Annotated in this window: 16 protein-coding genes; all 16 read left to right on the top strand. The window is 49.0% G+C overall.

Translation table 11 applies throughout. The features are described from left to right. Window positions 1–220 precede the first annotated feature (220 nt). Window positions 221–355, top strand: a complete 135-nt coding sequence (gene rpmH, locus EFBL_RS03940) for a 50S ribosomal protein L34 (protein ID WP_018131403.1) — start codon at window positions 221–223, stop codon at window positions 353–355. Between the two features lie 89 nt (window positions 356–444). After that, window positions 445–801: a ribonuclease P protein component gene (rnpA, locus tag EFBL_RS03935; protein WP_096180829.1), complete on the top strand. Its 357-nt coding sequence runs from the start codon at window positions 445–447 to the stop codon at window positions 799–801. Further along, window positions 798–1,031 carry a membrane protein insertion efficiency factor YidD gene (gene yidD / locus EFBL_RS03930; protein ID WP_096180828.1) on the top strand — a complete coding sequence of 78 codons (234 nt, stop codon included), beginning with the start codon at window positions 798–800 and terminating at the stop codon, window positions 1,029–1,031. Before rnpA ends, yidD begins: the two co-directional genes overlap by 4 nt. A 14-nt stretch (window positions 1,032–1,045) precedes the next feature. Beyond that, window positions 1,046–1,780: a YidC/Oxa1 family membrane protein insertase gene (locus EFBL_RS03925; RefSeq protein WP_096180827.1), complete on the top strand. Its 735-nt coding sequence runs from the start codon at window positions 1,046–1,048 to the stop codon at window positions 1,778–1,780. Beyond that, the gene (gene jag / locus EFBL_RS03920; protein WP_096180826.1) at window positions 1,777–2,457 is read left to right on the top strand and encodes an RNA-binding cell elongation regulator Jag/EloR; all 681 of its coding nucleotides are present in this window, start codon (window positions 1,777–1,779) and stop codon (window positions 2,455–2,457) included. Before EFBL_RS03925 ends, jag begins: the two co-directional genes overlap by 4 nt. Window positions 2,458–2,611: 154 nt before the next feature. After that, entirely contained in the window at window positions 2,612–3,991 is a 1,380-nt protein-coding gene (gene mnmE / locus EFBL_RS03915) for a tRNA uridine-5-carboxymethylaminomethyl(34) synthesis GTPase MnmE (RefSeq protein ID WP_096180825.1), read from the top strand. Window positions 3,992–4,007: 16 nt separating this feature from the next. Beyond that, on the top strand, window positions 4,008–5,897 hold the full coding sequence (gene mnmG / locus EFBL_RS03910; protein WP_096180824.1) for a tRNA uridine-5-carboxymethylaminomethyl(34) synthesis enzyme MnmG: 1,890 nt from the start codon (window positions 4,008–4,010) through the stop codon (window positions 5,895–5,897). Continuing rightward, a complete protein-coding gene (rsmG, locus tag EFBL_RS03905) occupies window positions 5,894–6,622 on the top strand; it encodes a 16S rRNA (guanine(527)-N(7))-methyltransferase RsmG (RefSeq protein ID WP_096180823.1) in 729 nt (242 codons plus the stop codon). Before mnmG ends, rsmG begins: the two co-directional genes overlap by 4 nt. A gap of 140 nt (window positions 6,623–6,762) precedes the next feature. Next, complete coding sequence (gene noc, locus EFBL_RS03900) at window positions 6,763–7,596, top strand: nucleoid occlusion protein (protein ID WP_096180822.1); 834 nt, start codon at window positions 6,763–6,765, stop codon at window positions 7,594–7,596. 57 nt (window positions 7,597–7,653) lie between these two features. Then, the gene (locus EFBL_RS03895) at window positions 7,654–8,046 is read left to right on the top strand and encodes a VOC family protein (RefSeq protein WP_096180821.1); all 393 of its coding nucleotides are present in this window, start codon (window positions 7,654–7,656) and stop codon (window positions 8,044–8,046) included. A 315-nt stretch (window positions 8,047–8,361) separates the two neighbouring features. Then, window positions 8,362–9,120: a ParA family protein gene (locus EFBL_RS03890; RefSeq protein WP_096180820.1), complete on the top strand. Its 759-nt coding sequence runs from the start codon at window positions 8,362–8,364 to the stop codon at window positions 9,118–9,120. Next, window positions 9,117–9,953 (top strand): ParB/RepB/Spo0J family partition protein, encoded by an 837-nt coding sequence (locus tag EFBL_RS03885; RefSeq protein WP_096180819.1) that lies wholly within the window; start codon window positions 9,117–9,119, stop codon window positions 9,951–9,953. Before EFBL_RS03890 ends, EFBL_RS03885 begins: the two co-directional genes overlap by 4 nt. A 183-nt stretch (window positions 9,954–10,136) precedes the next feature. Continuing rightward, window positions 10,137–11,273, top strand: coding sequence for an aminotransferase class V-fold PLP-dependent enzyme (locus EFBL_RS03880; RefSeq protein ID WP_096180818.1), 1,137 nt, complete (start codon window positions 10,137–10,139; stop codon window positions 11,271–11,273). A 23-nt stretch (window positions 11,274–11,296) separates the two neighbouring features. Beyond that, window positions 11,297–11,983 carry a DUF554 domain-containing protein gene (locus EFBL_RS03875; protein WP_096180817.1) on the top strand — a complete coding sequence of 229 codons (687 nt, stop codon included), beginning with the start codon at window positions 11,297–11,299 and terminating at the stop codon, window positions 11,981–11,983. A 91-nt stretch (window positions 11,984–12,074) separates the two neighbouring features. After that, a complete protein-coding gene (locus EFBL_RS03870) occupies window positions 12,075–12,581 on the top strand; it encodes a DUF4446 family protein (protein ID WP_096180816.1) in 507 nt (168 codons plus the stop codon). Further along, window positions 12,578–13,489: a diacylglycerol/lipid kinase family protein gene (locus EFBL_RS03865; protein WP_096180815.1), complete on the top strand. Its 912-nt coding sequence runs from the start codon at window positions 12,578–12,580 to the stop codon at window positions 13,487–13,489. The genes EFBL_RS03870 and EFBL_RS03865 overlap by 4 nt, the downstream gene beginning before the upstream one ends. Window positions 13,490–13,494: the final 5 nt, after the last annotated feature.

The raw sequence follows: 13,494 nt of genomic DNA, 5'->3' as shown, positions 1-13,494 counted from the left end.
TTTAATTCTGTTGTTGTCAGTGTAATCGTCTCCTGTCCCATGGTGACATTTTCACAGACGAGTTACAGGGTGACAATATCACAGAACAACTACACACAGGTTTTTCAACCTTGACAGTAGCTCTGCAAACTTCTATAATGACTTAGTATGTTGTTTCAGGGCTCTTTATCATTGGAAATCTGGGAAACTTCTTTCTTTTCATATAGGAGGTGTGGCAAGAATGAAACCTACATTCCAACCGAATGTTCGTAAACGCAAGAAAGTTCACGGATTCCGTAAGCGCATGAGCACCAAGAACGGCCGTAAAGTTTTGGCAGCTCGCCGTCGCAAAGGCAGAAAGGTATTGTCCGCATAAAGGCCACAATTGTTGTGGCCTTTTTTCTGCATAAAATGTTGTAAATCATGTTTAAAACTGCGTTTTCTTCGTCATACTGAGAGGTAACTATGAATAGTATCCACCGTCTCAAGGACAATCGGGATTTTCAGAAGGTCTTCCAAAAAGGGAAATCCTTCGCCAATCGATACCTGGTTCTCTACCATGCACCCAACCAGTTGGACCATTATCGGGTGGGTTTTTCTGTGTCCAAAAAAGTAGGCAATGCGGTGGTTCGCAACCGGGTCAAACGTTACCTGCGCGAAGCGGTTCGTGCGGAAGGTCCGGATCCTTCACTGCCAGTAGATTTTGTTATTATAGCCAGACCATCCTCTGCCGGATTGGACTTTGACGGGTTTCGCAAAAATCTAGTACACTTACTAATGAAAACGGGATACATAAAGAAAGAATCAAGAGTGAACAAATGAAACGGTTGGCCATTGCGGTAATCAGATTTTACCGAAAATTCATATCGCCAATGAAACCGCCATCTTGCCGATTTTATCCCACTTGTTCCGCTTACGCCATGGAAGCCATTGAGAAGCACGGCGTTCTGCGGGGGGGATTGTTGGCGGCGATACGTCTAATTAAATGCGGACCATGGCATCCCGGCGGATACGATCCTGTACCGGACGTGAATAAAAGGGGATTGCATTAGGAGGGGGCTTCTTTTTGAAAAAGATAGGATTGTTCTCATTATTGGCTCTTTTGACATTGACTGCTACAGGATGCGGTGTGGATGCAAGCGGGAATATAGACCGTACCAAAGTTTGGGGTGGTTTTGTCGGTCTGATTTCCGACGCAATTGATTATTTCGGCAAACTTATCGGGGATTACGGGGTCTCGATTCTGATTATCACATTGATTATCCGGATCCTTATTTTCCCGTTAATGTACAAGCAGCTCAAGCACTCGAAACTGATGCAGGAACTTCAGCCGGAGATGACCAAGATCCGGGAGAAATACAAGAATGACCCGCAGAAGATGAACCAGGAAATGATGAAGCTGTTTCAGGAGAAAGGAACCAATCCGCTGGCAGGATGTTTCCCGATCCTGATTCAGATGCCGATCCTGATCGCTTTGTATCAGGCGATTATGTATAATAAGCATATCAGTCAATCGACATTCTTGGGACTGATCGCGCTCGGACAGCCCGAGCACTTTGTACTGCCGGCATTGGCCGCCATTACCACCTACATTCAAACTCGGATGACTATGATGAATCCGAATGACCCGCAACAAAAGATGATGCTCTACATTATGCCGGCGATGATCTTCTTCTTTGCATTTACATTTCCGGCTGCGTTGTCGTTATACTGGGTATTCGGCAATATTCTCACGATTATTCAGTACTATTTTCTAAAGAGACCCGATAAGGCAGCCGCTCAGGGAGGCCCTTCAAAATGAGAAAAGTGATCGCCACGGGCAAAACGATTGAAGATGCAATCCAGGTTGCACTCGAAAAGCTCGGGGTTGCAAGAGACCAGGTGGAAGTCCGGGTTCTGACGCAACCGTCCCGGGGACTGTTCGGTCTGATCGGATCGAGGGACGCGGAAATAGAGGCGATTGTGAAGGATGCGCCTGTAGCGGAAGAAATTTCTTCCGGGGTAGGAGACTTGATCGAATCAGACCCAACCCAATCAATTGCCAATGCTCACCGGTTCCTTCAGGATGTGATTCGGGCAATGGGCTTGAATGCCGACGTAAAGATTAGCGAAGACAGCGAAGGCCATTATCTGTTCGAGATTGAAGGCGACCGTTTGGGAATCCTGATCGGGAAGCGCGGACAAACCCTTGATGCTCTTCAGTATCTGGTCAATCTGGTCGCCAACAAGCATTCGGAAACATTCCTGCGGATTGTGCTGGATGCGGAAGAATACCGCTCTCGCCGCAAAGAAACACTGGAAAGGCTGGCTGACAGGCTGGCCAAACAAGTGATGCGGGAAAAGCAGGAGATCGAACTGGAACCGATGCCCGCTTATGAGCGCAAAGTCATTCACAGTTATCTGCAGGGACATGCACGGGTTGCCACCCGAAGTGTCGGGGAGGAACCGAACCGAAAAGTACTCATCTATCTGAAATAGGTATCAACATGTGGATAAACGCCATCCTATCGGGTGGCATTTTTTTGTTGGATGTGGATTGTGGATAAGAAAGCACGTAGATTTCTGGATTGGAAAACATTATGTTACAATGAGATGTGCACAATGAGTTGTAAACGGCGTGGGGGATAAGCAAATGCTTGAATTTGACACGATAGCCGCGATTGCGACCGCCTTGGGGGAAGGCAGTGTGGGCATCATCCGGGTCAGCGGTCCTGAATCGATCCGAATTGTGGATAAGATTTTCCGTTCCAAAAAGAGGTTGGGAGAAGCGGAGACGCATACGCTTCATTATGGTCATATAGTGGATCCGGTTACGGAACAAATGGTGGATGAAGTGCTGGTGGCCTTGATGCGGACTCCACGCAGCTTTACGAAAGAAGACGTTGTGGAGATTCATTGCCACGGGGGTATCCTTGTTGTACAGCGGGTTCTGCAGGTTGTGCTGGCTGCGGGCGCCAGACTTGCGGAACCTGGGGAGTTTACAAAGCGGGCTTTCCTGAACGGCAGAATTGACCTTTCGCAGGCGGAAGCGATCATGGATCTGATTCGTTCCAAGACGGACAGTTCGATGAAGATGGCCTTGAAGCAGGTGGAGGGACTACTCAGCCAGAAGGTCCGGGCGCTTCGACAGAGAATGATTGAACTGTTGGCCCACATCGAAGTGACGATCGATTATCCGGAACACGATGTGGAGGATGTGGCCGTCCGTCAAATTATTCAGCAGGGAACATCCATGATTGAAGAAATCGACTCCATGCTTGCTTCTGCAAAGACGGGACGGATTCTGCGTGAAGGGATCCGCACAGTGATCATAGGAAAGCCGAATGTGGGGAAGTCGTCTCTGCTTAACACACTGTCCCGGAGCGAGAGGGCGATCGTGACGGATATCCCGGGAACGACGCGGGACATTTTGGAGGAACATATAAGTGTTCGCGGAATCCCGCTGCAAATCATCGATACGGCAGGAATCCGCGAAACCGAGGATGCGGTGGAACGGATTGGCGTGGAGCGCAGTCGAACCGCTATGGAAGAGGCGGATCTGGTCTTGTTCATGCTGGATGCAAGCCGGAACTTGACAGATGTTGACCGCGAACTTTTGACCAAAGTGGAGGAAAAGCCAACAATCATTATTCTAAATAAGCTTGATCTTCCGAGAAAGATTGCTTCTGAGGAGATCCGCCGGTTGGCCCCCCACTCCAGCATCGTTGAAATGTCAGTCAAGGAAGGCGAAGGGATCGAACTGTTGGAAGCTGAAGTGGAAAGGTTGTTTATGAGAGGCGGCATTGAGGGGAAAGAAGCTGCCTATGTGTCGAATGCACGGCACATTTCGCTTTTGGAAAGAGCCAGACGGCAACTGCAGGAAGCGGTGGACTCGGCCGATTCCGGAATGACTCTGGATCTGGTCTCGGTTGAGATCCGGGATGCCTGGGAAACCCTTGGTGAAGTCATTGGGGAAGCGGTTGGGGAAGATCTGCTGGATCAGATTTTCTCGCAGTTTTGTTTGGGGAAATAGGGAGGTGCTTATTGCGATGAGATATTTTGCCGGTGAATATCAAGTGATTGTGATCGGAGCCGGCCATGCCGGATGTGAGGCCGCCCTTGCCGCCGCCAGGTTGGGGTGCAGGACGCTCCTGCTGAATATTAATCTGGACACAGTTGCATACATGCCCTGCAACCCGGCCATCGGCGGACCGGCCAAGGGGAATGTCGTGCGGGAAATTGACGCCCTTGGCGGAGAAATGGCTGCCAATATCGACAAGACATATATCCAAATGCGACTTTTGAATACAGGCAAGGGACCTGCTGTCCATGCGCTTCGTGCGCAAGCGGACAAATCACTCTACAGCCTGACGATGAAACATACGATTGAGAATACCCCCAACCTGACGCTTCGACAGGGAATGGTTGAGGAATTGGTAACGGAAGGAGACCGGATCAAAGGGGTTGTTACCCGAACCGGGGCGGAATATCAAGCGCAAGCGGTGGTTTTGACAACAGGGACTTACTTAAGGGGTCGGGTTATCATTGGCGACGTGTCTTATCAGAGTGGTCCGAACGGACAGATGCCAGCCATGAAACTGACGGACTCTCTGTTGGATCTGGGGTTCCAACTGACCCGTTTCAAAACGGGAACACCCCCCCGTATCAACCGGCACACGATCAATTTTGACAAGTGTATTGTTCAACCGGGCGACCCCGAACCGCTGCACTTCTCCTTCTCGGATGATGTCTTGCCGCGGGAGCAGGTCCCCTGCTGGTTGACTTACACAAATGAGACAACTCATTCGATCATAATGGAAAATCTGCACCGGGCTCCCATGTTCACGGGCGATATCGAAGGAACAGGGCCACGCTATTGTCCGTCCATTGAGGACAAGGTGGTTCGTTTTGCCGATCGGCCGGCCCACCAGATTTTTCTGGAGCCGGAGGGAAAAGAAACGGCTGAATGGTATGTGCAGGGTTTTTCCACATCCTTGCCGGAGGACGTTCAATTCCAGATGTTAAAGACGATACCCGGCCTTGAAAATGTGGAAATGATGCGGCCGGGATATGCCATCGAGTATGATGCAATCCTGCCGACACAGTTGAAACTCACTTTGGAAACCAAAGAAATAAAAGGATTGTACACAGCTGGCCAGATCAACGGAACTTCCGGATATGAGGAAGCTGCCGGTCAGGGGATTATGGCAGGCATTAATGCCGCTCTCCAGGTGCTCGACAGGGAGCCTGTGATTCTTGGCCGTTCCGAAGCCTATATTGGGGTCATGATCGATGATCTGGTCACAAAGGGGACGAATGAACCTTACAGGCTGCTGACCTCCCGGGCAGAGTACCGGTTGATTCTTCGGAATGACAATGCGGATTTGCGCTTAATGGAAATTGGTCATCGCATCGGATTGATCTCGGACAGGCGCTTTGATCGCTTCCTGCGCAAGAAGGAAAGCATTTCGAACGAAATCTCCCGTTTAAAGTCGATCCGGGTGAAAGCGGATGACATTAATCCCTTCCTCGTTGGGAAGGGAACCAAACCGTTGGAGAAGGACCAGGCGGTAACTCTGGATCAACTGATGAGACGTCCCGAAATTGACTACAATGCAATCGAAGAAATTGCTCCTGCGCCTGAACCCCTTCATCCGGAAGTGGCGGAGCAGGTTGAAATTCAAATCAAATACTCAGGCTACATTGAAAAGCAGACCCAGCAGATTGAGCGGCAGAAGAAACTGGAAGAACGGCTGATTCCCGAAGATGTGGATTATGGGGAAATCAACGGCCTTTCCTCCGAATCGAAGGAAAAGCTGTCGAAGATACGCCCCCGTTCCATTGGGCAGGCATCCCGCATATCCGGCGTGACTCCCGCTGACATCTCGATTTTGCTGGTTTGGCTTGAGAGCAAGGTGAAAAGGAGTGCCGGCGCGTGAGCAGTTCTTTTGTTGAGCGTTTTGCAAGCAAACTCGAGAGTATTGCAGAAGTTGAAGTGGGTGGGGAGATCCTCGCCCGCTTCGACCGTTATTACAGGATTTTGGTCGATTGGAACGAGAGGATGAATCTGACTGCCATCACGGAAGTGGAAGCGGTATACTGGAAGCATTTTTTTGATTCCGCTATGCTGCTGACCGTTCCTCAGTTCAATCGCCAGACCAGCCTGCTTGATGTCGGGGCGGGAGCCGGTTTTCCTTCCGTTCCGGTCCATATCCTGTGTCCCGAGCTGAGGGTGACAGTTCTTGATTCCCTGCAAAAAAGAATCTCGTTTTTAAAGGAGTTGGCGGGGGAACTGCAATTGGCCAATTTTTCGGCTTTCCACGGGCGTGCGGAAGATTTTGGCCAAGACCCGAAATGGCGGGAATCATATGATCAGGTGACTGCGCGGGCACTGGCACGCCTGCCGATCTTGCTGGAATTGTGTCTGCCTTTTGTGAAGGTGGGCGGCTATTTCTTTGCCATGAAGGGACCTGATGGGGAAGCGGAAGCGTCCGAATCGGAGAAGGCCTTGCAGATCCTGGGCGGAAAGATTGAGGACATTCTCAAATTCGACCTTAAAGAAATCGAGGGTACCCGTACCGTTGTCGTAGTCAGGAAAGTGTCGCCTACACCCGAAACCTATCCGCGCAAAGCAGGAACCCCTTCGAAAAAACCTCTTCTTTAAGAAAGTGAAAAAAAGTTAACGGATCTTTGTCAACAAGGGAACATCTTGAAAAGCAGGAACTTGCGTTCTGACCTCGAAGATAATACCAGCATAGTTCTTTGCGGAACAAAAGGTTTTAAGGGAGTTCTACGGGTGGGGGAATGGGAATGAGAGACCAACTATCCAGATTGTTTGGCGGTTCAGACAAAGAGGTGTCCGGTACGGAAGAAGTGAGACAAATCCCGGTCAATCTGATTGAACCCAATCGGTTTCAACCGAGAACCGTTTTTGATGATGAGCGGATCGACGAGTTGAGTCAAACAATTCGGACCCATGGCATTATTCAACCGATAGTCGTGAGGAAGAACGGGTCCGCCTATGAGTTGATTGCGGGCGAGCGCCGCTGGCGGGCTGCCATTAAGATTGGGATGACGACGATTCCTGCCATTGTCAGAGAATTGAACGATACTCATGCCGCTTCTATCGCTTTGATCGAGAACCTGCAGCGGGAGAATCTGACTGCAATTGAAGAAGCGGTTGCTTATCAGCAGTTGATAGAGCTTCACGGGTTAACCCAGGAAAGTTTGGCGCAACGTCTTGGGAAAGCTCAATCCACAGTGGCCAACAAATTGCGCCTGCTCAATCTGCCGCAAGAGGTACAGGATGCCCTCTTATCACGGGAAATCACCGAGCGGCATGCAAGGGCATTGCTAACACTGTCATCCACAGAATTGCAGTTGAAAGTTTTGGCTGAAATCATCGAGAAACAATGGAATGTGAAGCAGACGGAAAACCGGATTGAACAGCTGCTTGAGAAGTCCAAACCTACGCCGCAGCCCCGTAAGGTTTCTTTAGCAAGGGATGTTCGCTTGGCTGTGAACACCATCCGTCAATCCTTGGACATGATTCACAAAACCGGCCTCAGCGTGGTCACGGAAGAAGAAGATCATGAAGAATATTACCAGTTTGTGATCCGGGTTCCAAAGAACAAGTAGAATTTTTACTTCTTTCTCATTCAACGGAGTAAAATTGGCAGTAAAGGAGAAGGCTATATGCTCAGACTGCAATATGTGACCGTTTATGTCACAGACCAAGACCGCGCTCTAGCATTCTATCGCGATTTTTTGGGCTTTGAAGTAAAAATGGATATTGGCAATGAAAATTTCAGATGGCTGGCAGTCGCGCCAAAAAACGATCAAACCCACCTGGTTTTACTGAAAGTGACGCCGGAAAATCCTCATTACACGGATTGGTCTTCCCGGATTGGCAAGCATTCTGGCTATATTTTTTACACCGACAATATACGAGAAACTTATGAAGAGTTGAAACTCAAGGGTGTTCATTTTCCCATAGAACCGAGACAAGTGGACTGGGGCGGTTTTGAAGGAACGTTTGAGGATCCTGATGGGAACCAGTTTGAACTTGTTCAAGCTCCGAATTGGTAAATGGCAATCATATCCCTTTTTGTTGCGTGCACTACCTTTATTAGGGTAGTGCTTATTTTTTACTTGCAAGAAATTATAAATTTTCTAAGGTTACAAGTATTTGTGTACATTATTTCTTCACACATTATCACTTTCATACGGCGTCATACATGTCAGGCCGTTTGAAGCTTGGTACTATCGAACTGTTTTCAGAATGGGTATTTCAGGTGTCTACCTTTTTGTTTGTTGATCTTGTAAAATATAGTCTAGAAGATTGATAGGCAGGTTCTGCGTCTTAGAATCGGCATACAAATCACTTATGACGAGGTGACACAGTTGGCGAGAATTATCGCAGTGGCGAATCAAAAAGGCGGGGTCGGCAAGACCACGACAGCCGTAAACCTCGGTGCCTGCCTGGCTTCGTTGGGAAAACGCGTGCTCCTGGTAGACATTGATCCGCAGGGCAACACAACCAGTGGGGTTGGAATCAACAAAGCGGACGTGAATTCCTGCATTTATGATGTATTGATCAATGAAGTGGATGCAAAAGAAGCGATTCAAGCAACCCAAATTGATGGATTACATATAATACCGGCCACCATTCAGCTGGCTGGAGCGGAAATTGAACTGGTGCCTACCATTTCCCGGGAAGTCAGGCTTCGTAAGGCACTGCAACCCATGAAGAGCAAATATGACTACATAATAATTGATTGTCCTCCTTCTTTGGGTCTGTTGACCGTTAATGCCTTGACCGCTTCCGATTCTGTCCTAATACCCATACAGTGCGAGTACTACGCCTTGGAAGGCTTAAGCCAATTGCTGAACACCATTCGACTGGTGCAGAAACATTTGAACACCAAGCTGGAGATTGAGGGAGTCCTTCTGACAATGCTGGATGCACGCACCAATCTTGGCATTCAAGTGATTGAAGATGTGAAAAAGTACTTCCGGGAGAAAGTCTATCATACAATTATCCCGCGCAATGTCCGTTTAAGTGAGGCCCCCAGCCACGGACAGCCCATTATAGCATATGACCCAAAATCTAGAGGGGCCGAAGTTTATATGGACCTTGCAAAGGAAGTGTGCAGCTTATGAGCAAGCGTCTGGGTAAAGGATTGGAAGCACTGCTGCCGCAAATAGGAGCAGACGACTCCATTGTTACCGCCAAAGTTGAAGATTTACGACCGAATCCTTACCAGCCCCGCAGGGAGTTTAACGAGGACAAACTGCAAGAGCTGGCCGATTCCATTAAAGAACATGGAATTATCCAACCAATCATTGTCCGAAAAAGTTTTCGGGGTTACGAAATTGTGGCTGGAGAAAGAAGATGGCGGGCCGCCCAAATGGTGGGATTGGAAGAGGTCCCGGTAGTGGTCAAGGATTTTGACGACCGGCAGATGACGGAAATAGCTCTTATTGAAAACCTTCAGCGGGAAGATTTGAACCCGATTGAAATTGCGGAAGCCTACAGCAGTATCATGGAGAAGTTTGAACTGACCCAGGATGAGTTGGCCAAAAAAGTGGGGCAAAGCCGTTCCCATGTGGCCAACTTCTTGCGACTCCTGAACCTTCCAAAAGAAATTCGTGATTATGTTTCACGTGGAACAATTTCTATGGGACACGCAAGAGCCATCCTGGGATTGGAAGATACCAAACAGCAATTGGCACTTGCTCGAAAAATTATGGACGAGGAGCTAAGTGTCCGTGCAGTGGAGCAGTTGGTCAATCGGTTGACCCGAAATGTTCCACGTGAAACAAAAAAACAGAAACCGGAAGGTAACCGGATCATTCAACAATATGAAGAAAAGTTCCGTTCCTGTTTGGGAACTTCCGTGAAAATCCACTCCGGCAAGAAACGGGGCAAGATCGAGATTGAATATTATTCCATGGATGACCTGGAAAGAATCCTTGGTTTGTTGGGTGAATGAAACAATAAGGCGAACAGGATAAATAAAGAATGGACAGATGGAGAGGAGCCAATCCTCTCCGTTTTTGCAATTGGGAACAAAGAGAAGAAAAGTCTCGTGAATCTCTGGGGATTGGAATATAATACAAGCATATGATTTGCAGGCGAGAAAATGGAGGGACAAATTTGAAACGGGGTGGACAAAATGATTTATCTTGACAATGCAGCATCGACCTGGCCAAAACCACCTCAAGTTGCGGAAGCAATGGCAGCGGCTGTAAGGGATTATTCAGCCAATCCTGGCCGAAGCGGCCACAGATTGGCGGCCAAAGCGGCCGAAACTATTTCAAATACGCGAGCACAAGTGGCAAGGCTCTTTCATGTCAAAAATCCGAATGATGTGATATTCACACAGAATGCCACGGAATCTCTCAATCTCGGATTGAAGGGGTTCCTGCAGCCGGGTGATCATGTCATCACAACCAGCCTTGAACACAATTCGGTCCGGAGACCGCTTGAATACCTGAGGAAGAAAGGCGTCGATATCACGTATGTTCCGTCCATCGGCGATGATCAGGCTCTGTGTCAGGAAGTGGAAAAGGAATTTCGGGCAACTACCAGACTGTTGGTGGTGACACATTCATCCAACCTGACCGGCAGAATTTTGCCAGTTGAACGACTCGGTGAATTAGCTCGCAAACATCGTGTGAAGTTCATGGTTGATGCATCCCAAACTGCCGGCTATCTTCCCATTGATGTGGAAGCCATGAGAATCGATATGTTGGCCTTTACAGGGCACAAAGGATTGTATGGCCCACAGGGAACCGGGGGTCTTTACATCCATCCGGATCTTGAATTGGATCCCTTGCTGCACGGTGGAACCGGTGGTTTTTCCGAGTTGATTGAACAACCGCCGGGACGGCCCGAAAGATACGAAAGCGGTACCCGTAACACAGCAGGCATTGCGGGCTTAAGTGCCGGTTTGCAGTTCATTGAAGATACAGGCCTTGCTTCCATCCGCAGGCATGAAGAGCATCTGACACAATTGTTGTTGGAGGAATTGGCGCGGATCGACGGATTGACCCAATTTGGACCTGATAGGAAGGAAGCGAGATGTCCGATTGTCTCCTTCTCGGTGGCAGGATACGACGCAAACGAAATAGGGTATATCCTGGATACCCATTACGAGATTGCGGTAAGGGCCGGACTCCACTGCTCTCCGCTGGCCCATGAAACACTGGGGACAGCGGAAGGGGGCCTGGTTCGTGCAAGTCTCGGCTATTTTAACAACGAAACAGAGATTGAAGAATTTGTTGGCGCATTAAAAGACATAATGGCGTGAGATGATTCGAGAGGAGACAAGGCATGGCGCTTTGGGGGACAATTGTGAACGCCCTGGCAATCATTGCCGGGGCGGTATTGGGCTCAATATTTCAAAGGATTCCGGACAAAATGAAACAAACCATTATTCAAGGTTTGGGCTTGTCCGTACTCGTCATCGGGATGACACTCGCTTTCAAAGCGGGGGATGATCTTCCGTGGGTAATCCTTTCTCTTGTGATAGGGGCGATAATCGGGGAGCTTGTTGATATTGAAGGCAAGTTGGATGCTGTGGGCCGATTCGCCGAGCGAAAAATGACCCGGTTCGGTCATGGAAAGATTTCAGAGGCATTTGTTTTTGCATCCTTGCTATATTGTGTGGGAGCAATGGCTATCGTTGGCGCCCTGGAGAGCGGTTTAAAGGCAGATCACTCGGTGTTGTACACCAAGTCGATTTTGGACGGGTTCTCCGCCGTCATCTTTACCTCCACCATGGGGATTGGAGTAGCCATTTCGGCCATACCCGTATTATTGTATCAAGGGATCATTGCTTTATCGGCGGAATGGTTGCGGGAGTTTCTTTCGCAGCCGGTAATTGCGGTGATGTCGGCAACCGGTGGAGTGTTGATTATGGGTATTGCCCTCAATGTGCTTGAGATCAGAAAAATCAATGTGGGAAATCTGCTGCCGGCCATTTTTGTGGCGGGAATCCTCAAGTGGTTCCTGCAGTAGATAGGACTTGCGACCTGAGGATTCACAGGGCGCCTTATGTTACAATATCGACGTTATATGAGTTGTTTACCGGGAAGGGAGTACGTCCTTAATGTTTGATTATCGGCAATGGATCTTGGAGAATCTTGAAACTGTCGTGTTGGTTCTGATTGGGCTTTTGGTGCTGGCATTATTCTTCTTTATCATCAATACCGTTCGGCTAAACCAACTTCACAGAAGGTATCGGCAATTGATGCGAGGGGTCGACAAATCCAATCTGGAGGAATTGATCTTTAAACAGGCGGAGGAACTGAAAAACCTGCGGGAGAAAGTCAGCCAGGTACAAGATGTGCAGGAACAAGTTCAACAAGAGATCCGGAGAAGTCTGGGACCCATTGGGGTTATTCGTTACAATGCGTTTGACGATGTGGGTTCGGATCTGAGTTTTTCCGTATCCATTCTGAACCGGGAAAAGAACGGAATTGTCCTGACAAGTTTATATGGACGGGAAGATTCCAGGATCTATGCGAAACCCATCGTGAACGGCGAATCGCAATACAAAATGACGGAAGAAGAGAAGCAGGCGGTCAGCATCGCTGTTCAGAACGCGGCCAAATGACCAGGCGCCTGTTTGTCATAAACCCCAACGCGGGCAAGGGACGTGCGTTGCGCTATTGGAAGTTGGCGGAAGCCGAACTGCATAAACGTCAGATCGTGTATGACTGCTTTATGACGAATGCCCCGGGTGATGCGGTCGGCCATCTGAAGAACCTTGCTGGCTTTTACGATCAAGTGATCGCGGTCGGCGGTGACGGCACCATTCATGAAGTTGTGAACGGAATCGTACAAACCGGGGCAAAACTGGGTATTATTCCGGCTGGAACCGGCAATGACTTTGCCCAGTATTTGAATCTGAACGGTCATTTCGATCCGGTTCGGTCAGTTGAAAGGATCCTTCAGAACCAATCCGTCCCTGTTGACTTGGTCTGCATGCAGGAAAAAGTGTTTATCAATGTGGCTGGAATGGGATTTGATGCGGCGGTGGCAGCCGATGTAAATCGGTCCACTTTCCTGAAAAAAATGGGCTCTCTTGGCTATGTCGCATCTGTTATGAGGCAACTGCCCGGTTACCGGCCGGGAGCGGCGATGATTGAAATTGACGGAAGCAAGCACCACTTTGAAGATGCCTGGTTGATTGCGGTAGGAAACGGAGGGGTCTACGGCGGTGGGATGAAGATTTTGCCCCAGGCGGATTGCCGAGACGGTTTGCTCGAAGTGTGCGTTGTGTCCGGGATCTCCAAGCTGGAATTGCTGCGAGTGTTTCCGAAGGTGTTTTCCGGATCTCATGTTCGACACCCGGCGGTAAAAATGTTCCGGGGGAGTGAGGTTCGCGTCATCTCCAAAGCAAATCTGAGGATTCATGCGGACGGGGAGATTGTAACCCGGGTCAGGGACACTGAGCCTGAAGAATTTCAAACGGACGAAAAGTTTAAGATTCTGCCGAAGGCGATAGATCTATTGGTATGATCACA

The sequence above is a fragment of the Effusibacillus lacus genome, assembly GCF_002335525.1.
Lineage (GTDB): Bacteria > Bacillota > Bacilli > Tumebacillales > Effusibacillaceae > Effusibacillus > Effusibacillus lacus.
This window is presented reverse-complemented; position numbering and strand designations above follow the sequence as displayed.

Bases quoted from the DNA above. Each gene is read 5' to 3' on its own strand.
- rpmH (WP_018131403.1), top strand. From the start codon at position 221: ATGAAACCTACATTCCAACCGAATGTTCGTAAACGCAAGAAAGTTCAC.
- rnpA (WP_096180829.1), top strand. From the start codon at position 445: ATGAATAGTATCCACCGTCTCAAGGACAATCGGGATTTTCAGAAGGTC.
- yidD (WP_096180828.1), top strand. From the start codon at position 798: ATGAAACGGTTGGCCATTGCGGTAATCAGATTTTACCGAAAATTCATA.
- jag (WP_096180826.1), top strand. From the start codon at position 1,777: ATGAGAAAAGTGATCGCCACGGGCAAAACGATTGAAGATGCAATCCAG.
- mnmE (WP_096180825.1), top strand. From the start codon at position 2,612: ATGCTTGAATTTGACACGATAGCCGCGATTGCGACCGCCTTGGGGGAA.
- mnmG (WP_096180824.1), top strand. From the start codon at position 4,008: ATGAGATATTTTGCCGGTGAATATCAAGTGATTGTGATCGGAGCCGGC.
- noc (WP_096180822.1), top strand. From the start codon at position 6,763: ATGGGAATGAGAGACCAACTATCCAGATTGTTTGGCGGTTCAGACAAA.
- EFBL_RS03895 (WP_096180821.1), top strand. From the start codon at position 7,654: ATGCTCAGACTGCAATATGTGACCGTTTATGTCACAGACCAAGACCGC.
- EFBL_RS03885 (WP_096180819.1), top strand. From the start codon at position 9,117: ATGAGCAAGCGTCTGGGTAAAGGATTGGAAGCACTGCTGCCGCAAATA.
- EFBL_RS03880 (WP_096180818.1), top strand. From the start codon at position 10,137: ATGATTTATCTTGACAATGCAGCATCGACCTGGCCAAAACCACCTCAA.
- EFBL_RS03875 (WP_096180817.1), top strand. From the start codon at position 11,297: ATGGCGCTTTGGGGGACAATTGTGAACGCCCTGGCAATCATTGCCGGG.
- EFBL_RS03870 (WP_096180816.1), top strand. From the start codon at position 12,075: ATGTTTGATTATCGGCAATGGATCTTGGAGAATCTTGAAACTGTCGTG.
- EFBL_RS03865 (WP_096180815.1), top strand. From the start codon at position 12,578: ATGACCAGGCGCCTGTTTGTCATAAACCCCAACGCGGGCAAGGGACGT.